This window comes from Brumimicrobium glaciale, assembly GCF_004152935.1.
Taxonomy (GTDB): Bacteria; Bacteroidota; Bacteroidia; order Flavobacteriales_D; family Crocinitomicaceae; genus Brumimicrobium; species Brumimicrobium glaciale.
Genome location: NZ_SETE01000007.1, coordinates 104,290 through 128,964, shown reverse-complemented (window position 1 = coordinate 128,964; position 24,675 = coordinate 104,290). Strand labels below are relative to the sequence as shown.

20 protein-coding genes and 1 riboswitch are annotated in these 24,675 nt (G+C 32.8%); of the genes, 6 read left to right on the top strand and 14 right to left on the bottom strand.

The genetic code is table 11. The annotated features are described in order from the left end of the window. Positions 1–2 precede the first annotated feature (2 nt). The 4 genes from ERX46_RS15790 to ERX46_RS15775 are packed head-to-tail and all read right to left on the bottom strand — an operon-like array spanning position 3 to position 3,697. Complete coding sequence (locus tag ERX46_RS15790) at positions 3–1,601, bottom strand: OstA-like protein (RefSeq protein ID WP_130094833.1); 1,599 nt, start codon at positions 1,599–1,601, stop codon at positions 3–5. Next, positions 1,602–2,879 carry an adenylosuccinate synthase gene (locus ERX46_RS15785; RefSeq protein WP_130094832.1) on the bottom strand — a complete coding sequence of 426 codons (1,278 nt, stop codon included), beginning with the start codon at positions 2,877–2,879 and terminating at the stop codon, positions 1,602–1,604. Continuing rightward, positions 2,876–3,232 (bottom strand): STAS domain-containing protein, encoded by a 357-nt coding sequence (locus tag ERX46_RS15780; protein WP_130094831.1) that lies wholly within the window; start codon positions 3,230–3,232, stop codon positions 2,876–2,878. Before ERX46_RS15780 ends, ERX46_RS15785 begins: the two co-directional genes overlap by 4 nt. A gap of 3 nt (positions 3,233–3,235) precedes the next feature. Next, positions 3,236–3,697, bottom strand: coding sequence for a Fur family transcriptional regulator (locus tag ERX46_RS15775; protein WP_130094830.1), 462 nt, complete (start codon positions 3,695–3,697; stop codon positions 3,236–3,238). A gap of 424 nt (positions 3,698–4,121) precedes the next feature. Here ERX46_RS15775 and ERX46_RS15770 point away from each other — a divergent pair, with 424 nt between their 5' ends. Both ERX46_RS15770 and ERX46_RS15765 read left to right on the top strand, forming a co-directional pair. Next, positions 4,122–6,815 (top strand): T9SS type B sorting domain-containing protein, encoded by a 2,694-nt coding sequence (locus ERX46_RS15770; RefSeq protein ID WP_130094829.1) that lies wholly within the window; start codon positions 4,122–4,124, stop codon positions 6,813–6,815. Positions 6,816–7,141: 326 nt separating this feature from the next. Next, positions 7,142–7,954, top strand: a complete 813-nt coding sequence (locus tag ERX46_RS15765) for an SDR family oxidoreductase (protein ID WP_130094828.1) — start codon at positions 7,142–7,144, stop codon at positions 7,952–7,954. Positions 7,955–8,667: 713 nt separating this feature from the next. On the opposite strand, the gene ERX46_RS15760 is transcribed toward ERX46_RS15765, so the two are convergent. The 8 genes from ERX46_RS15760 to ERX46_RS15725 all read right to left on the bottom strand — a co-directional run bounded on the left by ERX46_RS15760 (position 8,668) and on the right by ERX46_RS15725 (position 17,838). Then, positions 8,668–9,255 carry a hypothetical protein gene (locus ERX46_RS15760; RefSeq protein WP_130094827.1) on the bottom strand — a complete coding sequence of 196 codons (588 nt, stop codon included), beginning with the start codon at positions 9,253–9,255 and terminating at the stop codon, positions 8,668–8,670. A gap of 213 nt (positions 9,256–9,468) precedes the next feature. Then, the gene (locus ERX46_RS15755) at positions 9,469–10,716 is read right to left on the bottom strand and encodes a metallophosphoesterase (protein WP_130094826.1); all 1,248 of its coding nucleotides are present in this window, start codon (positions 10,714–10,716) and stop codon (positions 9,469–9,471) included. 58 nt (positions 10,717–10,774) lie between these two features. Beyond that, positions 10,775–13,027: a RelA/SpoT family protein gene (locus ERX46_RS15750; protein ID WP_130094825.1), complete on the bottom strand. Its 2,253-nt coding sequence runs from the start codon at positions 13,025–13,027 to the stop codon at positions 10,775–10,777. An 18-nt stretch (positions 13,028–13,045) separates the two neighbouring features. Beyond that, complete coding sequence (gene fahA / locus ERX46_RS15745; protein ID WP_130094824.1) at positions 13,046–14,317, bottom strand: fumarylacetoacetase; 1,272 nt, start codon at positions 14,315–14,317, stop codon at positions 13,046–13,048. Positions 14,318–14,409: 92 nt separating this feature from the next. Next, a complete protein-coding gene (locus ERX46_RS15740; protein WP_130094823.1) occupies positions 14,410–14,796 on the bottom strand; it encodes a hypothetical protein in 387 nt (128 codons plus the stop codon). 150 nt (positions 14,797–14,946) lie between these two features. Further along, entirely contained in the window at positions 14,947–16,221 is a 1,275-nt protein-coding gene (gene glyA / locus ERX46_RS15735) for a serine hydroxymethyltransferase (protein ID WP_130094822.1), read from the bottom strand. Positions 16,222–16,468: 247 nt separating this feature from the next. Next, complete coding sequence (locus tag ERX46_RS15730) at positions 16,469–17,251, bottom strand: C40 family peptidase (protein WP_130094821.1); 783 nt, start codon at positions 17,249–17,251, stop codon at positions 16,469–16,471. Continuing rightward, positions 17,248–17,838 (bottom strand): DinB family protein, encoded by a 591-nt coding sequence (locus ERX46_RS15725; RefSeq protein WP_130094820.1) that lies wholly within the window; start codon positions 17,836–17,838, stop codon positions 17,248–17,250. Before ERX46_RS15725 ends, ERX46_RS15730 begins: the two co-directional genes overlap by 4 nt. Positions 17,839–18,140: 302 nt before the next feature. Between ERX46_RS15725 and ERX46_RS15720 the strand changes: the two genes are divergently transcribed. Next, positions 18,141–18,398 (top strand): hypothetical protein, encoded by a 258-nt coding sequence (locus ERX46_RS15720; RefSeq protein ID WP_130094819.1) that lies wholly within the window; start codon positions 18,141–18,143, stop codon positions 18,396–18,398. Positions 18,399–18,499: 101 nt separating this feature from the next. Here the strand turns inward: ERX46_RS15720 and ERX46_RS15715 are convergent, their stop codons facing one another. Together ERX46_RS15715 and uvrB are read right to left on the bottom strand one after the other, a co-directional pair. Continuing rightward, positions 18,500–19,723 (bottom strand): chloride channel protein, encoded by a 1,224-nt coding sequence (locus ERX46_RS15715; protein WP_130094818.1) that lies wholly within the window; start codon positions 19,721–19,723, stop codon positions 18,500–18,502. Between the two features lie 19 nt (positions 19,724–19,742). Beyond that, a riboswitch (Fluoride riboswitch) is annotated at positions 19,743–19,806 on the bottom strand. Positions 19,807–20,023: 217 nt separating this feature from the next. Continuing rightward, positions 20,024–22,015, bottom strand: coding sequence for an excinuclease ABC subunit UvrB (gene uvrB, locus ERX46_RS15710; protein WP_130094817.1), 1,992 nt, complete (start codon positions 22,013–22,015; stop codon positions 20,024–20,026). A 758-nt stretch (positions 22,016–22,773) separates the two neighbouring features. Between uvrB and ERX46_RS15705 the strand changes: the two genes are divergently transcribed. From ERX46_RS15705 to ERX46_RS15695, 3 genes are all read left to right on the top strand, one after another. After that, positions 22,774–23,373, top strand: a complete 600-nt coding sequence (locus tag ERX46_RS15705) for a transcriptional regulator (RefSeq protein WP_130094816.1) — start codon at positions 22,774–22,776, stop codon at positions 23,371–23,373. After that, positions 23,370–24,098 carry a DUF3307 domain-containing protein gene (locus ERX46_RS15700; RefSeq protein ID WP_130094815.1) on the top strand — a complete coding sequence of 243 codons (729 nt, stop codon included), beginning with the start codon at positions 23,370–23,372 and terminating at the stop codon, positions 24,096–24,098. The genes ERX46_RS15705 and ERX46_RS15700 overlap by 4 nt, the downstream gene beginning before the upstream one ends. An 87-nt stretch (positions 24,099–24,185) precedes the next feature. Further along, entirely contained in the window at positions 24,186–24,530 is a 345-nt protein-coding gene (locus ERX46_RS15695) for a hypothetical protein (RefSeq protein ID WP_130094814.1), read from the top strand. The last annotated feature ends 145 nt before the right edge of the window (positions 24,531–24,675 follow it).

Here is a 24,675-nt window from a genome sequence, read left to right as displayed (position 1 = left end):
ATTTAAATGAATTTCATAATCCTGTAATATAATGATATAATAACTTCTCTTTCTTCTTTCGAATAAATCATGTGTTGCCAACTCAAAGGTCGTTTTTCAATATTCCATTTAAATTGTTCAACACGTTCTTCTTTCTTATCAATATCCGAAATCGGGTAGACGATGCCTTCTGGATTTTCTCGATAGGTTGCTGTTTCAATATCTCCATCAACAAATCCTAAACTGATATTCGATGAGTAAATACGATTCATTCCTTGACGATTTACAACAATAACTGTATCATTTTCTTCTTCATCTTCTAAGAAATACAGTGTTTTTGCATTTCCCTCAATATCAACTCTCCGAATTTGTGTACTGTCAAAATACGCATTCATAAATGTTCCGGCTACTTGATTGTAATAATTTGTTGAATCTACAGGAGTAGCAACTAGTCCATTTTTACGTAAAAATGCACGATGAATGCGATTGTCTTTTTCAAAAATGGTAATTGTGTCGCTTGTCAATTGTGCATTTTGAGCCCATAAAGTTGGATCAGTATACATATTCATTTCTCCTTTTACTTTATCGTAAATTAGAGAATCACAAACTCCTTGCATATCTCCACGAAAAAGTTTTACATTCTTGTACGCTTGCATTAGCATTGGTTTTCCAGCAGAATCAGAATAATTGTACAATGTATCCGCGTGAATGTAAAGCGTGTCTTTATCTTCAAATCTTTTCGCTAAAGCATGACCAGTTATAAAAGCATAATTTTTACGTTCATCATTAACAGCATAATCTCCTTGAAACCCAATTTTATTGGTCGTATCAATAATGTGAACATTGTTTTTAGCAATGTAAATACTGTCTGCTGAGGAATAGTATAAACTATCTGAACTGATACGAAGCTCCTCTTTTTCTATGTAAGCGTTATTTTCTAATACACCAGCATCATTATTCAAATCGTACCAGCCTTTCTCACAATACATTTTAATGTCTTGATTTGTGATGTAAGTAGGACCGTAGAAGTATGCTTTTTTTGAATTAGCGTTAAATTGAAGCGTATCCGATTTAACAGTAAATTCATTGCTGGTATAAACAACGTTTTTTCTAAAATTAAACTGTTTAGAGTTAGGGTAGAAATAACCAATATCACTACTTAATCTATCACTTGAAGAAATACTGGTTATTACTCCTTTGTTTTTATAGATTCCTACGTTGTTTTTTAAGTCATAATCAATAGAATCTGTTGTGAGCTTGTATTCATTATCACGAATTCGAACATTTCCATATAGTTTTGCATAATCCTTCTTTGTATCGAAGAATAAAGAGTCACAAAACATATTTAAAGTATCTTCTTTGTTTAGGTGAATGTTTCCAAAAGCCCTGACAGTATTGCGGACTAAATTGTAATATGCAGAATCACAATACAGTTTGGTTTCTTCTTTCTTAAAAACAACATTTCCTTTAACGATATAGTTTCCCGTTTTCCCATCCAGTTGGATCTCTTCGGAACCTTCTAATAATTCAATATATTTCTGAGCAGACGATGTACCTGTAGACAAAAAAATTGCGCTACCGATTAGTAGCGCAATTTTTAATATGTTGAATTTTGTTTTCAATTATTTTCTATTGTTCAATGTTTGACTACGATCTGGACCTACAGAAACTGTTGCAATTGGAACTTCTAATTCTTTTTCCAAATAAGTAACATATTCTTTCAGTTCTTTCGGTGCATCAGCAAAAGAGGTCAACTTTGTTGTATCCGTATTCCATCCTTTAAATGACTTATAAACAGGTTCAATCTCGATATCTGTTATATCAAACGGAAGATAATCAACTTTCTTGCCATCAATGATGTAATGTGTACAAACTTTAATTTCTTTAAATTCGTCTAAAACATCAGATTTCATCATTGAAAGTTCAGAAGCACCATTAATCATGATTGCATATTTCAATGCTGGTAAATCAATCCATCCACAACGTCTTGGTCGACCTGTAGTTGCACCAAATTCACCACCAGCTCTCCTAATTTCCTCTCCAACTTCGTCAAATAACTCAGTAGGGAATGGTCCAGAACCAACGCGTGTACAATATGCTTTGAAAATTCCAATTACATCACCAATTTTTGTTGGAGGAACACCTAATCCAGTACAAGTTCCTGCTGTAATCGTGTTTGAAGACGTTACAAAAGGATAACTACCAAAGTCGATATCAAGTAAAGTTCCTTGCGCTCCTTCAGCCAAGATAGTTTTACCTTCTCTCATCGCTTGATTGATATAGTGCTCACTGTCAATAGTCGTCAATGATTTCAATAAGTCAATTCCTTCAAAGAAAGCAGGCTCTAATTCTTCAACATTGTATTCAAAACCTTCGTAATGATCTAACATTCCTTTGTGTTTCGCAACAAGATTGTCATACTTCTCTTTGAAAGTAGAGGTGAAAATATCACCCACTCTTATTCCATTACGACCTGTTTTGTCCATGTAAGTTGGTCCAATTCCTTTCAGTGTTGATCCAATTTTCGATTTACCTTTTGCTTGCTCAGAAGCAGCATCTAATAAACGGTGAGTAGGCAAAATCAAGTGTGCTTTATTAGAGATCAATAAAGTTTCTTTGATTGGGAGATTGAATTTCGCTAAGTTTTCAATTTCTCTTTGAAAAATAACTGGGTCAATTACTACACCGTTACCAACGATATTTAAAGTATCCTTTCTAAAAATTCCAGATGGAATAGTATGTAAAACATGTTTAATTCCGTCAAATTCTAAGGTATGTCCTGCATTTGGTCCTCCTTGAAAACGCGCAATGATATCATATTTGGGAGTCAAAACATCGACAATTTTCCCTTTTCCTTCATCACCCCATTGTAATCCTAATAATACGTCTACTTTACTCATGCCTCTGGTGCATTTAATTGGTTAATGGCAGTTTGTTTATCCGCCGAAATATTAAAAACTGTATTTAACTTAGATATTTTAAAAAGTTCGCTAACCGTTTTGTTAGCCTGAACGAGAATCAATTCTCCTCCTTTATTTCGAATGTGTGTAAATATCCGCAATATTAAATTCAAACCACTGCTATTGATTTGTTTTAATGCTTTTAAATCAATTATGAATTTTCTTTGACCTTCCGCCAATTCATGATCCACCATTTCTAGTGTTTCATCCACTTTATCTTTCGTCAGAATTGTTCCTGAAAAAGAAAGAATGCAAATTGATGATTGTATTTCTGAATTGATAGAAAAGCTCACTGCTTATGATTTATCAGATGTTTTTTTTGTTGCGTTTTCGTCTCTTACTCCATAGAAGTAGAGTGAGTGGTGATTGATTTTTACACCAAAAACTTCCTCGATAGTAGATTTAATGTTTTGAATACGTGGATCACAAAACTCAATCAATTCACCAGTATCTGTTAAAACTAAATGGTCGTGTTGTTTAAATCCATGAGATTTTTCAAATTGAGCAATATTCTTTCCAAATTGATGCTTTCGTACAAGACTACAAGCCAATAATAAATCAATTGTGTTGTACAATGTAGCACGTGATACACGATAATTTTTATTTTTCATTTTGATATAAAGTGATTCTATATCAAAGTGACCTTCGTAATTGTAAATTTCCTCAAGTATGGCAAAACGCTCAGGAGTTTTCCTGTGTCCATTCTTTTCCAAATACGCCGAAAAAATATTCTTAACTGTTTCTTGTACGCTTTCCATGCATTCAATTCATTAAAAGACAAAAGTAAGGAAATTGTAAGACTGTCCCATTCTTTTCATGAGATTTATAATTAAGTTATGCACAGCTTTCAAGGATTTTACCTGAATTCAATTTTAAATCAATTTATTTTTAATTTACCTTACTGGTATTTAGTATTGTAATGTCTTATTTTTTGTAGAATAGATTCAGATTTTAATTCCAATATAATCTAGACTCTATATGACTTATAGAGGTTACTAAAGATTAATAATCAGATTGATTTATAAAAGTATAATTTATAAACGCTTGATTATAAGTTAAAAATATTTGGTTTGGTTTTATATATTGTTAACTTAGTTATCTAAATTTATATGAAACCAGTTTAGAACACTATTTACTCACTACTGAATTATCTCCAAATAAATCAGACAAAACGCATAAAATATGAAATGTAGAATGACCTATTTTTTCATTGTTATCATGTCGATTTCAATGTCAATTACTTCCTCTTTAAGTGCTCAAGAAGCAAAAGAAGGAATGAATATCAAAAAGAACAACTATCAAACACTTTCCGAACAAAAGAGAGAAAACATTCAGTTTTGGAAAGACCAAAATGATGAGGAGTTTTACATTCACCCAGAATTTGGTTTACTTCCCTCAAATTCTCCAAACGGAAATATTGTAGAGGACTTATCCAAAAGAACAATTGATACACGTTATTTTATAGATGTAGACAATCCATCTGAGTTTCATGTTCAGAAAGGATATTTCCCGATTAATTATTTAGATTCTAATAACCATTGGAGAGCAATAGAGACAGAACTGGCTTCAATTGGAAATAGTATTTATGAATCTAAGTATTATTACGAACCAGCTGGTTTTGATGTGAATTCTAACAATTCTTATATAAAAACAAGAACTGGAAAGATTGATTTTAATCAATGGACATTGTACAAAAAGGTTGGGAATGAAATAAAATTCCTAGCTAAACCAGATTGGTCGGATTATTCAGCAGGATCAGATGGCATACTAATAAAGAATGTCTTTCCTGGAATAGATGCAGAAATGCAAGTAAGAAAAGGATCAATTAAAACAGACTTTATTATGAAAAGTAATGAGTTTGGAACATTTGATGAATTGATTTTTAGAGAGAATTTTAAATCAGATCAAGATTTAGACCTCTCTTTCTTTACAAACCCCAAAGATGATTTTGGAAGTGATGATATTGACATTAAAAAAGATGGGAAGTCTATTTTGAAAATGCATCAAGGCGTTGGATTTTTAGTTTCAAATCCTGAAGTAAGAAATTCATTATTATATGCTATTAATGGGCAACAGGTTGATGTTATTGTCCCTTTCAAATGGATTGCTGACAATATTGGTGAATCGGCGTTGGTTATTGATCCACTTGTAACAGGAGTAGAAACGACATTGTTGGCAAATATAATTGGTTCAATGTACAGCGCAACCTGTACTTTTAATACTTCATGTGATTATGATATGGATCTTACATTTCCACCTTTTGCAACGATAATAAATACCACAACTGATTTTAGTTTTGAGACGCTTGGAACTTGTTTGCTTAATGATGGTGCTACTCGCTATTTATCAGGAACCTGTGTTAGTCCTCCTCTAGCAAACTATTACTGGTTTTGTAATTCACCCCAAACAGGAGATTGTACAGGAAATCAAATCCCTATTTATAACGATGTAGCGGCTTGTCTTCCACCTCCTTCCTGTAACGCACAAATTATTCCATTTCAACTTCAATTTTTTAGAACTTGCGATGGAGCAGTTGGATGTTCTGATGATTGTATAGCTGCAACAACTGATTGGGTAGTAACAGTAACTGGAAAAACAGTAGAATTTAATAATCTTTCAAGCAGTATAAATTTATCTGAAACACAAATATGCTTAGGAGATACAATTACAGCATCTACTTTAGGTAAATTTGGAGTCCCGACTTATACTTATAATTGGAGTTTTTCACCAAATGGAATCCCGTCTGTAGGTTCTTTAAGTACCGAAGAAATTATATTTACTAGCGCAGGAACTCAATGGTTATATGGAACTGTTACTGATTTTTGTAATCAAATTGTATATGATTCTATACAGGTTGTTGTTAGTGATACAATAGTTCCTGTTTTCCCTACGCTTGGACCTTATTGTATGGGCGAACAAGTTACTTTACCTACTGTTTCCGACAATGGAATTACTGGAACATGGTCTCCAGCATTAAGTACGAATACTTTAGGATCGAAGACTTATACATTTAGTTCTGGTGTTTGTAATCCAAAAGTCTTAGTAGATATTATTGTTCTCAAATCGCCTTATGCTGAAATGTCTGCAAATGTTGAAGCGTGTGAAGGCGATACAATATTACCAGAAATAATATTCACAGGACAAAATACGTATGCACCTTATACTTTTGTTTATGTAGTGGACGGTGATACTTTGCAAATTTCTTCATCTAATAATGAGAATACCGCAACAATTACATTTCCAACAGATGTGAGTGGAGTTTTTAATGTTGAATTAATTCAAGTTTTAGATACTTTGTGTTCGAGAGATTTGAATAGTTCTGCAACGGTAACAATCTATGATACACCATTTGCTGATTTTACTGCAAGTACCTATGAAGGACAATCTGGAGATGAAATTTTCATGCAAAACAATTCAAGTGGTGAAAACGCTATTGAGTGGTATCACTTTAAAGACTCTTCATCCTTCTGGGGAGATTTATATGATATTTCACACGTATTTACTGAGGTTGGTGAGCATCAAGTTACATTGATAGCAAAAAATGATCATTGTGAAAGTTCGATTACAAAGATAATTACAATTATTCCTAATGTAGCTTCCTATGAGTTACCCAATGTTTTCACGCCTAACGGAGATGGTATTAATGACTTCCTAGATTTTCATTTTGAAAATGTACAAGAATTAGATTTTGTATTGTTGAATAGATGGGGGAACGTTATTTTTGAATCAAATAATCCAGCAGAACCATGGAACGGAAAAAATAAAAATTCAGGAACCGAATGTTCTGAAGGTACTTATTTCTACAAATTTACAGTTAAAGGACTTTCTGGTGATGAAAGCATAGAACATGGTTTTGTTCATTTACATAGGAAATAAATCTTCAAATAACGAAAGTTAATTATTGATCAAAACATAAATACTTCTGAATATCCTTCAATCGATAAAACTTCTGGTTTTGTAGATTGAAGGATTTTTTGTTTAATGTATTTCTAGCGATGTATCGGATTGTAAAACTCGTTTTTCAAGATTTCAAAAATACCTTGTCGAATTATTAAAATTCAATTGGTTGTTTTTAGTGAGTTCATTGCTAACATAGCTTAAAACTGATTTATGTCAGTGTTGTAAGTACAAGTATCGGGGATATAAGGATTATCTTTATTAGAAATGATTTAGGATAGATTATTAATTTAAAATAATTAGTTATGGGAAAGAAAGTAATGTTAATAACTGGTGGAGCAGGAGGTTTAGGTGTTGCCACAGGAAATAAATTAAAAGATTATAAAATTGTTGTTGCTGATTATTCAGATGAGGTAGTGAATAAAGCGGTAGAAGAATATAAAAACAATGGTTTTGACGCTGTCGGATTCAAGAGTGATATCACTTCTAAAGATGAGGTGAAAAGCCTGATAGAATTCACCAAAAAACAAGGTGAATTTGGTGGACTTGTTCATACTGCCGGAGTGAGTGAAACTGTTCATGATGTAGATAAGATTTTCAACATCAATCTTAAAGGTACTGCCTTGATTGTTGATGCAGTTTATGAAATTGCTGAAAAAGATTCTTCTATCGTATTGTTTTCTTCAATGATGGGGCACACAATTCCTCCAAATGACAAATATGATGAAGCGCTTAGAAACTCACTTGCGAGTAATTCTTTGGATATCGTGAAAGAGTTTGTGAAAGACGATTCAAGTATTATGTATAATTTCACTAAACGTGGCGTTATGTTAATTGTAGCAGATAATGTGATGCGCTTTGGTAAAAAAGGAAGTCGAATCAATTCCATTTCTCCTGGTGTTATAATGACAAAAATGGGATTAAAAGCAGCTGAGGAACATCCAGAAATTATTAATCAAATGTTAAGCATGACTGCCTTGGGAAGAACAGGAGAGCCTGATGATATTGCGGACGTTGTAAAATTTATGGTGAGTAAAGAGTCAAGGTTTATGACAGGAACTGATATTTTGGTTGATGGAGGATTGATACCCTCAATTAAAAAACAAGCAAAAAAGTAAATTTCATTAATCGGTGGCAGTGAAGGGATGTGTAGGGAAATAGTAACTTTAAATATTAATCCTTTATAACACCGAATTTTAGTAAAGATAAAAGCATCTTCACTAAAGCTATTTTATATGAAATAGTTTTAATAAGGATGCTTTTTTATTGGGCTCCATATGAAATACTGTGGGTAATCAATTTTAATCCTTCGAAAAATTAATGGTTCTACTACGAATTTAACTGTAACCTACACGAGTTGTATTTTAAAGTATTTATCAGAATTATCATTTCATTTTTACAAGAAAGCACATGGTGGTCTGTATTTCAATTGATTAGTCCCGGCGGGACGGCATATTAATAGCCAAGGACGTAAGTCCATGGTTTAAAACAAATAGATATAATAAAAATCCCCACAAAATCGACCTAATTGCATGCAATTAGGTCGATTTTGTGGGGATTTGTTTCGGTTTGTATCGTTTGGCGGATGGACTTACGTCCATCCCTATTAATATGCCGTCCCTCTGGGACTTCGAATAATAAATACTTAAATAACAGGGTCTTATAAAGTTAAGCGAATTAAGTTTTTAATAGAAAGTTTCCATTTAATTAAAAGTAGAACCAAATTAACAATCGTTTAGCTTCAATTAAAACAATAGATTTTAAAACTACCCACACAAAATCATATAGAACCTTTTATTGTTGTTAAGAAGTATACTTTTGAGAGATTGATTTAATCTTTCCGTAAGTTATTCTTGTTAATCTCATTTTGTAACTCTCTGCGCACCTTTTGTTCACGCTCAAGCGATCTCTTTCTTAAGCTTTCTAATTCATTTTGTGTTTCTTCCAACTTTTCCTTTGCATTCTTTGTATTTCTATGCCCTTTTTTAAATATGACAAACATAATAAGTGAAATAGCAAGTAATACAAAGATGATAGTCCACATTATAAAAGTGTAGGAAGACTTATGGGTTGGCATACCTAAGAAATCAATATTATCTACACTATTTTTAGATTTGTCTAAAGCAGTATTTAATTCTTGAATTTTTTGTTCATTGCTGTCAATCTTTGCTTTTTGATCTAAAATTTGGATTTCAGACTTGCCAATTTTTGTTTTTAGTGACGAAATTGAATCTTGAATGTTACTTTGTATAACTCCAAGTTTCGATTTATCTATTACTTTGAAGGACTGATAACTATTGGAATTTTCTATTAAATTATTAAACTGAGATTCAATAGAGTTACTTTCTTCCTCTTGACTTATACCGTTGAGGCTTAAACTAATAAATAATGCGCTTAAATAAAATATCTTTTTCTTCATTTGGGAAATTTGTTCTAAAGTAGTCGTTTTAAATAGTGAATTTTTAAATATAATACTAAAAATCTATAAAAGTAGGTACCCGCAAAGATTAATAAATATTTATAGAGAATCGCACCATTCTAGAGAGCAATCAAAAGATGATAAAATCAAAGCGAGTTTAATATTTGAATTTCAAAAAATACCACCAAGAACAAATACGAAAAAAGAAAAAACTTAAGCTTCGCTATGTAATTTAAAACTGATTACTTCTGGTGACATTCCAATTCGACCAGGAAAACCTAAAAATCCAAATCCTTTACTTACGAAAAGATGCTGATCGTTTTCTGTATAATGTCCCAACCATCTTTTATAGCGGTATTTTACTGGACTCCATTGGAATCCGGGGATGTCAACGCCAACTTGTGAACCGTGTGTATGTCCGCTCAATGTTAAATCAAAATGCTTAGGATGCTGTCTTACTATATTTTCCCAATGGTCAGGATCATGACTCATTAAAATATTGAATCTTCCATCTGGAGTTGATTGAGAAGCTAAATCGATATCGCCATATTGTGGAAAAGGACCTTGACCCCAGTTTTCAACTCCAATAATATCAATTTTATCTATTCCATTGTCAATCTGAATATTTTCATTTTTAAGTAAAATAAATCCTGCTTCTTCAAAAATAGCGTCTAACTCATCTAAATTTTTTTGTCTGGCTTCGTTACTTTCAAACTTAATATAATCTCCATAATCATGATTTCCTAAAATGGCGTATTTTCCATATTTCGCTGATAAATTCTTTAATGAATCAACATAAGGGATCATTTCTGCAGCTCGATTATTTACTAAATCGCCAGTAAACATGATAAGATCTGGATTCGCATCATTGATAAGAGATAATCCTTGTTGTACAGCTTCAATATCATCGAAGCTTCCAGCATGAAAATCTGAAAACTGAACCACTTTTAATCCATCAAATGATTTAGGCAATCTTTTCATTGATAAATCTAAACGCTTCACATGAAAATTGTACTTTCCTTTCGTGACAGCATAAATAGTCCCCAAAACTGGAATAGCTGCTATTCCTAAAGAAATACTTCTCACAAAATTTCTTCTACTTGCGAATTGTTTTGACTTGTCTTTTCTGAAAAATAATTTATTTTTAACAAGTGCCAAAATCCTAATAATATCCTCTGAGAATAGAAATATAGCGGAAAATAGTTTAGCAATAAAGAATCCTAGGGAAATTCCAAATAATACATTTATTATAGCATTGGCATTGTAAATTCCATTTGATCCGCGGTAAAGATTAATAGCAAATCCAGATAAAAAGACTACAGAAGACAAAGGAATTAACCATTTGAAATACTTATAATATTTTTCTTTAATTGTTTTACGATAACCTTTCCAGATATAAATATCAAGAATTAGAAAGGAAACCAATATGATCGAAAAGAAAATTATGTAACGATAGCTCATGTTTACGAATAAGAATAACTACTGTTAAACAAAGAAAAGACAATAAAGTTCTTTCAATTTACACTTCCTCATCAGAATAATCTTCTTGATTTTCCATAGTAATATCGTCCCATCTTTCAACACGTTGAATACCTTCAGTCATTTCAAATTTCTCAATTAACTCATCTAAATGATACTTGTCCATTACATAAACCTGAATTTTCCCTTCGAAAATACCATCTTTTGATTCAAAACTAATGGAGCGCATATTGACACTTTGTTGGTAAGAAACTATCTCGGTAATTTTATTTACAATTCCGATATCATCAATTCCAATCAATTTCAGTTTCGCCAAATGTTCTTTAACCGCTTGGTTCTTCCATTTTGCAGAAATACAACGGTAATTCATTTTACCCATTAAATTCTCCGCATTTGGACAATCATTTCGGTGAATCTTGATACCGTTACTCACTGTTATAAATCCAAATACATGATCTCCTGGCAAAGGATTACAGCATTTTGCAAAATCATAATCGATATCTTTAAAGTCATCTCCAATTACTAAAGTGTCTTTTTTACTATCAATTCGCTTGCTAATGTCTGTTGCATGCTTGATTTTATTCGTTTTAACCTCTTTTTCAACTTTTAGAACTCCACCAACATTTTTAATTCTGCGGAGTTTCGTTAAATCTACTTTTCCTTTGGCTATTCGAATGTATAATTCGGTTCCTGTTGAAACGTTATAATATTTCTCTAAAATTGAAATGTTTTCGCTAATAAAACGAATATTGTGCTGTTTAAATTTGCGTTCTAATATTTCTTTACCGTCTTCAGCAATTTTATTTCGCTCATCATTTAAAGCGGCTTTTATCTTTTGCTTTGCACGACCAGTAATGGCAAATTTCAACCATTCTTCGTTTGGCTTTTGCTTACTTGAAGTGATGATTTCTACTTGGTGACCACTTTTCAGTTGATGACTTAATGGAACCAATTTTTTATTCACTTTAGCACCAATGCAAGTCAGACCAATATCTGTGTGAATATCAAAAGCGAAATCTAAAGTTGTAGCACCAGTTGGAAGTACACGTAATTCTCCGTTTGGAGTAAATACATAAATTTCGTCGTTAAACAAATTCAATTTGAATTCATCAACGAAGTCCATTGCATCTTCAGAATGATTTCCAATTAACTCACGAATTTCACCAATCCAACGGTCAAATTTATTTTCACCATTTTTAGATTCCTTATAGTTATAATGTGCTGCCAAACCTTTCTCAGCAATTTGATCCATTCTTTCAGAACGAATTTGGACTTCAACCCATTTCCCTTGTGGACTCATCACAGTTGTATGCAATGATTCATATCCGTTGGCACGTGGTGTAGAAACCCAATCTCTTAATCTGTCTGGATTTGGCTGGTAAAAATCGGTAACAATACTGTAAACTCTCCAACAATCTGGTTTCTCTAGTTCTTCTGGAGTATCGAGTGTAATTCTAATGGCAAATAAGTCAAAAACTTCCTCAAAAGGAATTTCCTTGCTTTTCATCTTGCGATAAATAGAAGCGATGGATTTTGTTCTTGCTTTTAAGTCAAAAATATATCCTTCGTTGGTCAAAGCTTCCTTAATAGGATGTGTAAATCTTCGAATGAATCTTTGACGAACTGCATGCGTTGACTTTAGTTTACCGCTTATTTCACGATAAGCTTGTGGATTCATATAACGTAAACATAAATCTTCTAGTTCGCTTTTTATCGTGTACAAACCCAAACGGTGGGCGAGTGGTGCGTACAAGAAATTGGTTTCTGATGCAATTTTCAATTGTTTATCAGGACGCATACTGTCCAAAGTACGCATGTTGTGCAATCGATCCGCCAATTTAATTAAAACAACCCTTAAATCATCTGAGATGGTAAGGATCATTTTTCTAAAATTCTCTGCTTGAATAGAAATATTTTCATCAAATACTTCAGGAATTTTTGTCAATCCGTCGATTACTTTTCGAACAGTTTTTCCAAACGATTCTTCAATATCATCTAAGGTAATGTAGGTATCTTCAACTGTATCGTGCAATAATGCAGCAATAATCGCAGTTGTACCCAATTCCATTTCTTCGGCACATATTTTTGCAACAGCAATCGGGTGATAAATATAAGGTTCACCCGATTTGCGTCGCATATCTTTATGAGCTTCAACAGCTACGTCAAATGCTTTACGAATTTGTTTAGTTTCTTCTCGTGTTCTGTCATTCTTCGTAACACGCAATAAACTTCTGAACGCATTTAAAATCTCTTTGCGTTCTTTTTCTAAATCAATTTCCGGCTTGTTTTCCACTCAGTTCTTGTAATATAATTATTGTGCTGGTAACACTTTTGTAGACACTTCTCCAAATCCAATACGTACACCATTTGCATTACAATGTCCACGCATAATCACGGTATCATTGTCATTGATGAATTTACGCTCTGAACCATCTTTCATTTTGATAGGCTTTGAACCTCTCCATGATAACTCTAACATTGAACCGAAAGAGCTGTGGTCATCTCCTGAAATTGTTCCTGAAGCCATCATGTCTCCACAACGAATATTGCATCCATTTATGGTGTGGTGAGCTAATTGCTGCGCCATATTCCAGTACATGTACTTGTAGTTTGAATTACAAACTGTAGTTTCCTCGCTATTTTCTGGTTTAATTCCAACTTCTAAGTTGATGTCATAATGGAAATCACCTTCATACTCTAAATAAGGAAGAACTTTCGGATCTTGTTTTGGACCTTCTGTTTTAAATGGTTCCAAAGCATCCATTGTTACAATCCAAGGAGAAATAGAAGAAGCAAAACTTTTTGCTAAGAACGGTCCTAGTGGAACATATTCCCATTTTTGAATATCACGTGCAGACCAATCGTTCATGATGCACATTCCAAAAATATAGTCGCTTGCTTCAGCAGTTGTAATGTTTTCTCCTAATGGCTTCCCGTCAAAAGTTACAAAAGCCATTTCTAATTCAAAATCCAATAATTTAGAAGCTCCGAAAACTGGATCTTGATCATCATTTGGTCTTGTTTGTCCTTTTGGACGTTTAATCATTTGTTCACTTGGTATAATTGAACTCGCTCTTCCGTGGTATCCAACAGGAATCCAAAGCCAATTTGGTAAAAGTGCATTTGCAGGATCTCTAAATAGAGTTCCCACGTTTGTTGCGTGACCTCTAGAAGAGTAAAAATCTGTATAATCTCCAACTTGAACAGGCATCAACATTTCCACTTGGTCAACGTCAATGAGTACTTGTTCAACATGGTGATTGTTATTTGATAAATCAGTATGTTTTTCGTCAAACAACTTCGACAATCGGTTTCTTAAATCAGTTGTAGCCTCTTTACCTTTCTTCATTATTGTATTCAAAGCATCTGTTTGAAAGTCTGATTGTTCAAAAGGTAAATTCTTAAAATAACCCAATACATATAGGGCATTTAAGTCAATTACTTTATTTCCAATTCTAGAACCAACACGGGCTTTATCTTGTCCTGTTTTGAAAATTCCAAAAGGTAAATTTTGAATAGGAAAGTCTGAGTTTCCATCCACCTCAATCCAAGATTTTAATGACGGGTCGTTTGCTTTAATCATTTTATTTTTGATTTGATATTGTTTCAAGCAAAAATACTAAAGTCTTTCGATTCATCAAAGACAATCGGCTCCTACTTATTGATTAAAATTCTTTATTTGAGTTGAATAGTTATTTCATTTGTTCTGCTTTCCAAAGGACCGAATCTCATATTTATTTTTGCGCCTTTCATAAAGCTTGTTTGTTCAAGAATTGGTTTTATTTCGTTGTATAATTTTTCAGCGCTAGATCCATACAGATACATTATTCCATCACTGTGATCTAATGCCAGTTCATTACCATCGTAAACCCCTAAACATTTTGCTTTTATAATATCGATAATTTTATACATCAAACTGTAAAGTTCATCTGTTGTCTCGAAACCATAATTAAAATAGATAAACAAAGCTTGTTCATTACTGCTGTGAATAGGATCATTATCTGATACTTTATCAACGAGTGGAATAAGTCTCTTTGCAAAATTTTCGTTTAAGGTTTTCATATTCTTTGATTTGAAAATTGTTAAGCGAGCAAGATAATTTTGTTAGTTTCCACAAGAAAACTAAAGATTTTTAAGTCTTCTTGCAAAGCCAAGTTAAATTAAATAAAAAAGAGCAAATGAAAAATCAAATGCCCTTTTTTGAATTTTATTTCAATATTTGAATAATGGGTGACCAGACATCATTTGTTTAACTTCAGTGATAACTTCTTTTGTTATTGCTTCGTTATTCATGTTTGTCATCACTTTGTCCATCAATTCTACAATTTTCGGAATATCATTTTCTTTTAATCCTCTTGTAGTAATTGCTGGTGTTCCAATACGAATTCCAGAAGTTACAAATGGAGATTCAGTATCAAAAGGAACCATGTTCTTATTTACTGTTATGTGCGCATCGTTCAATGCAATTTCAGCATCTTTTCCGGTAATTCCTTTAGAACGTAAGTCAATTAACATACTGTGGTTATCCGTTCCACCAGAAATAATTTTATATCCTAATTTTACGAATTCTGCAGCCATAACTTTTGCATTTGCTGCTACTTGTTTTTGGTAATCAGTAAATTTAGGATCCAATGCTTCTCCAAATGCGATTGCTTTTGATGCAATAACATGTTCCAAAGGTCCACCTTGAGTTCCTGGGAAAACAGCTGCATCTAACATTGATGCCATCGATCTTAAGTTCCCATTTTTCCAACGGATTCCAAAAGGATTGTCAAAGTTCTTTCCTAGCATAATAATTCCTCCACGGGGTCCACGTAAAGTTTTATGTGTTGTTGAAGTCACGATATGACAATGCTCCATTGGATTTGCCAATAGTTTGGTTGCAATCATTCCAGCGGGATGTGAAATATCGGCTAAAATTAAAGCGCCCACTTTGTCAGCAACTTTACGAATTCTTGCGTAATCCCAATCTCTACTGTATGCAGAAGCGCCAACAATAATCATTTTTGGTTTTACTTCTACTGCTTTCTTTTCTAATGCTTCGTAATCGATACGACCAGTTTCTTTATCAACTCCGTAGAAGTGTGGGTTGTATAATTTTCCTGAGAAATTAACAGAAGAACCATGAGTAAGGTGTCCTCCGTGAGAAAGATCAAACCCTAGGATATTATCTCCCGGTTGTAAACAAGCTAACATCACTGCAGCATTGGCTTGAGAACCTGAGTGCGGTTGAACGTTAGCCCATTCTGCACCAAATAATTTACACAATCTATCAATTGCTAATTGTTCAACTTGATCAACAATTTCACAACCTCCATAATATCTTTTTCCCGGAAGACCTTCCGCATATTTGTTGGTTAAAACAGAACCCATTGCTTCCATTACTTCATCACTAACAAAGTTTTCAGATGCAATTAATTCAATTCCGTTGATTTGACGTTCTTTTTCAAGTCCAATTAAATCAAAGATCTCCTTATCTCTTTTCATTCTTTATGTTTTTTTTCAAATTATAAATAGTAATCAATCTTGTATAATTACGAAGTTGTTTGGTGTAAGAAGGTGGAATATCTACCTTGAGCTTTACAGCCTTTCAACTTCAATAATCTAGTTTTTCTTAGGATTGACAATATAAACAATTTTCGATTTCGAATTTAAAATCCTATAGATTTCTTTTGTCACTAATTTAATGTTTCGAACAAATAATCCAAGACTTGGTGGTGTGGATTGGTTCATTTTAGGTGCCATAATTATTTATGCTTATTAATTTATGTGAATAATATTTTTTGTTTTCATTGTATATTCCTTCTTTATCCAAGGTGTCAATTCTAACTCTTCCATGTGCATGAATGATTTGTTGATTAGGCAGAACGATTCCAACATGATGAATATTTCCTGTTGTTTCTGATTTGAAGAATGCAAGATCTCCAGATTTTAGTTGTTCAAAATCTACTTTTGTTCCTTCTAAGTATTGCTGTGAAGCATCTCTAGGAAGAAATAAACCTACTTGATGAAAGACAGTCTGTGTAAATCCAGAGCAATCTATTCCAAAAGCTGTTCGTCCTCCCCATAAATAAGGTGAATTGGAGTAGGAGAGGGCTAAATCTTTAATATTTGAATTTAAATTTGAGTCTAGTTTTTGAGTTGGAATTTCATTTGCCCAAGAAAATTCTAGATCATCTATTTTGAAAGACTTTGAATTTGATAGTATTGGAGAACCTTGTAAAACATTTTGTTTCCCCCAAGGTGTAATGATTGTTAAAATACTTTCTTGTTGTCTTTGCGTGTTCGTTTTGAATTTCTCAAAAGTGATTTCTGAAATTTTAATCAATTGTTTATTGTCTACCCAACCCTCATAATTATCCTGCTGAATGTTGATTTTTACCCATTGATTATGAATACCAATTACAGTGACAATTTCGCCAAAAAGCAGTTGTGTGACAATTTCAGACGAATCCTCATGTGTCGATCTAACAGGAATTACTGCTAGACTACAAATTGCCTTTATGCCTGCAATCATTGTTTTTTAGGGAAGTTTGGATGCGCAAGTATATTTTTTACTTGTTGAATATGTCTTTCGTTGTGATAAATTACAAACATTAAAGCGTCACCCAATCTCAAACGAACCATTTTACTAATAGAAATTGGAATCTTCACTTTTTTCAAATTTACTCTCTCTGCATCTTCTAGAATTATAATTAATTCTTGTTGATTTTTTACAAAATTAGTAACAGGTTCTAAATCTATTAATTCAGGACTAATTGATGGATTAAGGTTTTTTGGAGCGCGAAATTTTCGTTTGATATTATTTAATCGACCTAATTTCATAGATCTCCAAGCGCTTCTTCCAAGAGGTGATGGAACAAAATTCTCTTTAACACTACTGAATTTCGTGTTTTGAATTTTATCAATAAAAACGTGGTGATAATACGTGGAATAACTATTGAGATGAGACAAAACTTCTTGAATGTTCCAGCTGTCTTTCGATGGTTTCCATTTTATTTGATTTTCACCTAGATGGGTGCATTTCTTAGATACTAAGGCAATGTTTAATTCCGTAATATTCCTTAAATTTAATAGCAAATCATCAGTCAAAAATCCTTTCATATTCTATATCTTAAACAGTCCAAAATTAAGACGATTTCTATTACTCTCCAATTAAAAATGGATAATTTTTTAATACAATTTCAACTTATTTACTGCTGTATAAATCGCAAATATAAATCAACTATTTAACTAAATATCAATTGTTTAAATATTTAACTTAATGAGCTAATAACCAGTTGTATATGTTTTTGTGAATTTTAATTTTTAATTCAAGTCAAGAAAAAATGCGGAATAGTAAAAGTTTAGGATTAACTTTACTTCGATTTAATAACGGTGCTCAATGCACTTTAAAAAAATAAAAAATGGCAAATATTAGAGGCTTGAAAAAAAACATCAACGGAATGATTTACGATGTTGTTGATGAATGTTACAGCGTACAATTGTTTAATGACTCAAAAACAGCTGAATCTGATTCTTTTATCGATGATGCTGCAGATTTCCAAGAAGAGATAATGGGTGAAATCAAAAGAGCTGAGAATAAAAAAGACTTTAAAGCAATTGAAGATAAAGTTCAAAAAACAAGAGAAGATTGGACTATTCGTTTGAATAAAATGCAATAATTCTCATTTCAGACTAATTTCCGATTCAAGTTGACATTGTTTTCTTGGATTATAAAAAGTTTTAAAACGTCCGATTCTTTATTGAGTTGGACGTTTTAGTTTTATAGACTTTTCTTTTGTTTAAAAATGGATTTCTTCTTTAAAAGAATTTGTTGATCGCTATAAACACTGGTATTTCCATGAATCATATAAGCGACACCATTTGCTAATCCAAAATAAAGAATTCCATTGAATCCAAATAATTCCGCGCCAATTAAAGTGCTTGCAATTGGAGTGTTAGTTGCAGCTCCAAAAACCGCTACAAATCCAATTCCAGCAAGAACATCCACAGGTAATGGAATAATCAAAAACAATAGATTTCCTAACATTGCACCAATGAAAAATAGTGGTGTAGCTTCTCCGCCCTTGAATCCAGCTCCTAAAGTTAAAGCAGTAAGTAGTAGTTTTATTAGAAAACTATATTCATTCATGGGTTCATTAAAAGCAGATTGAATTTCTGGGATGCCTAAACCTAAATAGGGTTTTATATCAAAGGTCAGAAACAGAAATAAAAGAACGACTCCACCAATCATTGGTCTTAAATAAGGAATAGAAATTTTGCTAAAAAGCTGAGTGAATAAATGTTTGAATTTACTAAAAGCATAAGCTGCAATTCCAAATGCCAATCCAGCGATTATAGTTGATAAAACTGCTGACCATGAAATTGAAGGGAATATTTCAATCGGATATTGTGTATGATGAGTTCCCCAAATAATGCAGAAATAATGACCACCAAAAGAAGAGAGGAGTACCCAAATTATATCTGCAATCTTGAATTTCTTGTCTCTCGGTAATTCAAAAGCGAAAATAGCTCCTGCAAGAGGTGTCCCAAAAATCCCTGAGAATCCCGCAGCAACACCCATTCGCAATAATCGTTTTCTGTGTTTTTTTGTCCAACTGAAAAAGTGAGTGATTGCATCACCAAGCGCTCCACCCATTTGTACGGCAGTTCCCTCACGACCAGCTGATCCACCAAATAAATGTGTAGCGACAGTTCCTATAAACACCAAAGGAATTATTTTCCAGTGAATTGGTCGCTTGGGTTGGTGCATTTCTCTTATCAAATAATCATTGCCACCTTCAACACCTTTTGATCCGAAATAATACATTAGACCAATCAATAGTCCGCCGATTGGGAGAAGATAAACGAAAATTGAATTATTAATTCGCAATTGAGTTGCAGCTGATAAACTTCCAAGGAAAAGTGCTGAAATACTACCTGCAACAAAAGAGATGAGAAATGCAATGAGGATCCATTGACTTATTCTAGATATTTTCGACTTCATAATTATTACCCTTATTAAAGTTTAAATAGAAGTCATCAGTCCAATAGAGACGGTTCAGGGCAGACATCATTGCCAATATATGGGACAAATTTAATTATTCTTTTCCTTTTTTCAAATTTGTATTCAGTACATATTTTAATTGGAAAGAATATTTTCTATTTATTCTCGGCTTTTTTTATCAATAAGGTATTGAACTTTGAAATTACATGAGTCGAACTTTGAAATAACACACCTTTAATTTTGAAATTACAAGATTTACATTTGTTCAAAAAAAGGCTTTGGTGTTTACTATTAGATTGATTACTCTTCTTTCCCTTTCATCAAGTTTTGTAAACGATACATTTCATCACGTAATCGTGCAGCTTCCATAAAGTCTAAATCTTTTGCTGCTTTTTTCATTTGACGTTCAGCATTCTTCATACTTTTCTCTAATTGAGATTTGTCCATGTATTGTTCAACAGGATCTGCCGCAATCATACTGTTGTCTTCTTCTTCCGTTCTGTATTGGAAAGCATTCTGATTTGTTTTGTTCAATGCAGTAGGAACCATGCCGTGTTCTTCGTTGTAGGCAATTTGAATTGCTCGTCTACGGTAAGTCTCCTCAATTGTACGCTCCATTGACTTGGTCATTTTATCCGCATACATAATCACCATTCCATTTACGTTTCTTGCTGCACGTCCAACAGTTTGTACTAATGAACGTTCGTTTCTCAAGAATCCTTCTTTGTCGGCATCAAGAATTGCTACTAAACTTACTTCTGGTAAATCTAAACCTTCACGTAATAAGTTAACTCCAATCAACACATCAAAAACTCCTTCTCTTAACTGCTGTAGAATTTCAACACGTTCTAGCGTATCGACTTCACTGTGGATATAACGACAAAGAATTCCCATTCTGTCCAAATACTTTTGTAATTCCTCAGCCATTCTCTTGGTTAAAGTGGTTACTAAAGTTCTTTCTTTAATTAAAATTCGCTTTTGAATTTCTTCAATTAAATCATCAATTTGATTTAGACTAGGACGAACTTCAATTTCTGGATCAAGCAATCCAGTTGGACGAATAACTTGTTCGACAATGACACCATCAGACATTTCAATTTCGAAATCTGCCGGAGTAGCACTCACATATATAATCTGATTTACAATCGATTGGAACTCTTCAAATTTCAACGGTCGGTTATCCATAGCCGCTTGCAAACGGAAACCATATTCTACAAGATTGGTTTTTCTTGCGCGGTCACCGCCATACATTGCTCTAATTTGCGGAAGTGTTACGTGACTTTCATCCACCACCATTAAGAAATCATCTGGAAAATAATCCAATAAACAGAAAGGACGTGTTCCTGGTAATCGTTTATCGAAATAACGAGAATAATTCTCAATTCCTTGGCAATAACCCAATTCACGGATCATTTCTAAATCATATTCTGTTCGTTCTAGTAATCTTTTTGCTTCGACTTGTTTCCCTTCTTCCTTAAATTTTTCCACCTGAATAACCATATCATCTTGAATGAATTCAATGGCCGCTTTTGTTGTTTCAGGTGAACTCACAAAAATATTTGCGGGATAAATATTGATAGATTTTAATTCATCTATTACATCGTTGCTTTCCGGATCAATTGTGTAAATTCCTTCGATATCATCATCCCAAAACTCAATGCGTAAAGCATAATCCGCATAAGCCAAATGCACATCAACAGTGTCTCCAGTTACTCGAAAAGTTCCACGTTTAAATTCATCTCCAGCACGTGAGTACAAGTTTTCTACTAGTTTAAACAGGAATTTATTTCTTAGTATAGTATCACCAACAGCAATTGGAATTATACTTTTCTCAAATTCATTTGGATTTCCAATACCATAAATACAAGAAACAGAAGAAACTACAATTACATCGCGTCGACCTGAAAGTAGGGCAGAAGTCGCTGAAAGTCGAAGTTTTTCAATCTCGTCATTAATTGCTAAATCTTTTTCAATGAAAGTGTCTGTAATGGGTAAATAAGCCTCTGGTTGATAATAATCGTAGTAAGAAACGAAATATTCAACAGAATTCTCTGGAAAAAACTGTTTAAACTCATTGTATAATTGAGCTGCCAATGTCTTATTATGAGATAAGATCAATGTTGGTTTATTGACTTGCTGAATCACATTTGCAATAGTAAATGTCTTTCCACTTCCTGTCACACCAAGTAAAGTTTGGTGTTCAATATCACTTTTTACACCAGCAGTTAATTCTTTAATCGCCTGCGGTTGATCACCCATTGGTTCGAAAGGAGAAACGAGTTTAAATTCCATAATACAAACTTAAATAATTTGAGTCTTTCATTGCTGATATAACCAATTAAAATAGGAAATGTTTTATATCAGTATTGAGTATTGAGTATTCAGTAGAAAGCAAAGAAGAGTGCTGATTGAAATAAGTTGACAATTTTAGATTTAATCTATTGTGAGTATATGAAAGTTAACATTAGTAGTTAAATGAGATGAAATGAATGCTTTATCATATTAATCGAATGAATTATCTGGCTTTAAGCTGATAATCATATGTATCGGGTTTAAAGTAGCTATATTTAATTATTGGGTTACCAAGCTAAGTCGTAATTATTTAAAAAGAGATTTCTCGTCGTTTCACTCCACTTGTGCTGAGCTTGCCGATGTATCGGAATGACAGGTTTTCGTTGGCTTGGGTGGGGTAAAATTTGCTCAAGCGAAGCTTGAGCAAATTTTACCCCAAAGACTTCTCTACGAACTGTCATTCCGATAGTTGAGAAAATCTTAGATTTTAACAACTGAGGAATCCCTTCTTCCTTTTTGCTAAAGCTTAACTCTAGATAAAATTAATTAATGCGATTATCGGCTGTATTATTGAAAAAACACTTCGTTAAAATTAGGGATTAACGAGCTATATTGGTAGCCCAATTTAATTATATTCAAAATTGAGTATAATCACCAATATACCTAAAATCGAGTATAATTAAGAATATACCTAAAATTGAGTATATTTGGCTTTATATACAATTTTGAGTATATTTATCTTAAATGAAAATTAAATAATGAAAGCGATCATAACAGGTGATATTGTAAACTCTAGGTCAGTAGATGCTAAGAAATGGTTGTTAAAACTGAAGAAGGTTTTGCGATTGTTTGGAAATGAACCAAAAGATTGGGAGATTTATAGAGGAGATAGTTTTCAGTTGAAAATTGAATCAGAGAATGCTCTGCAGGCTGCAATATTATTGAAATCTCAGATTAAACAATTTAAGGAGCTTGATATCCGTATGTCTATTGGAATTGGTGAAGTTGATTACGAAGCTTCAAAAATTACTGAATCAAATGGCTCTGCATTTTTACGATCAGGAGAATGTTTTGAAACCTTAAAAAAAGAACTTTTAGCGGTAAGTTCACCATCTAAAGCATTCGATAAAACAATGAATGTCATGCTTTCTCTCGCTGGATTATCTATGGATAATTGGACGCCTTTGTCCTCAGAGATTATTCAACTGAGTTTAGAAAATCCAAAAATGACACAATTGGAGATGGCCAAACTACTTGATAAAAGTCAAAGTAATATTAGTATTGCTTTAAAGCGTGGAGGTTTCGATGAAATTCAAAAACTATTAACCTATTATAAAGAAGAGGTAATTAATATATGATAGTTCTAGCACTAAAACTCATTCTGGCGCATATTCTGGGAGACTTCGTCTTTCAATCAAATAAGTGGGTTCAAAATAAAAGACAACTCAAGCTGAAATCTCCGAAGTTGTATTTGCATATTTTATTGCATGCACTTTTTCTGATTCTTGCATTACAATTTGATTTCAGTTATTGGTTGGGAATAGTAATTATTTTGGTTTCCCATTTTTTGATTGACCTTGGAAAACTGTATGCTATTAATAAAGTGAATAATATTGCGCTATTCTTCTTAGATCAGTTGCTGCATTTGGCTGTTATCATTGGAGTTGTGTATTATTATATTCGTTTTGAATTTATAAATCTTGACTTATATTTGCCGCAAGCTTTGCTTTTGATAGTTGCAATTTTGATGGTGACAGTAGTGACATCAATAATTATGCGGGTTCTTATTTCAAAATGGAAACCTGAAGAAGAGAGTCATGAATCACTTGAAAACGCTGGAGCTTACATCGGAATGTTGGAGCGCTTGTTCATATTTGGTTTTATCATTTTAAACTATTGGGAGGGAATAGGGTTTTTATTAGCAGCTAAATCTGTATTTAGATTTGGTGATTTATCCAACGCAAAAGATCGAAATCTTACCGAATATATTTTAATTGGAACATTACTAAGTTTTGGACTTGCTATCCTAATCGGATTAGGTTATCAGTGGTTAAGATTTATGCTTGCTATGTCAAATGGTTAATCAATTTAATACTTAACTTAGCGCTGACAAAGAGTTGCAATCTTAACAAGAGTACGATTCTAGAATAAAAGCAATAAAAAAGATAAAATGAACGAACCGATAACGATAAATAGAAATGCAGTTTTAATTATTCCAAAACAAGCATTCTTTGATTGGGCAAACGCAGTATTTCCAGAAGATCCTACAAACGCAGATGATTATTCAGAATTTAATACTTATCTAATTGCAGAAGATAGTTTTACTGGCGATGCAGAAGAAGCGTTAGAGAACTATTGGGAATTTATCTTTGAAAATGAACTTTTTGATATTTCAACAGATGACGAAGATTGGCCAGAAGAGCTGACTTGGGAATTGTTTAAAAAGTTTTTCAAATTTCATTTTAGTTCGTTTGTTACGGATTTGGAGGATAATCCATTTTATGTGGAGAACTGAGGGTAATTATGAATGATGAATGTTGGATTTGTGGGATTGATTATTTGCTTCACGAATTAACTAAATATTGCTTTGAATAGTGGTTGATTTCTCCAAACACGCGTTAATATTTTTTGTTATTAATGCGTGTTTTATTTAATTGCTT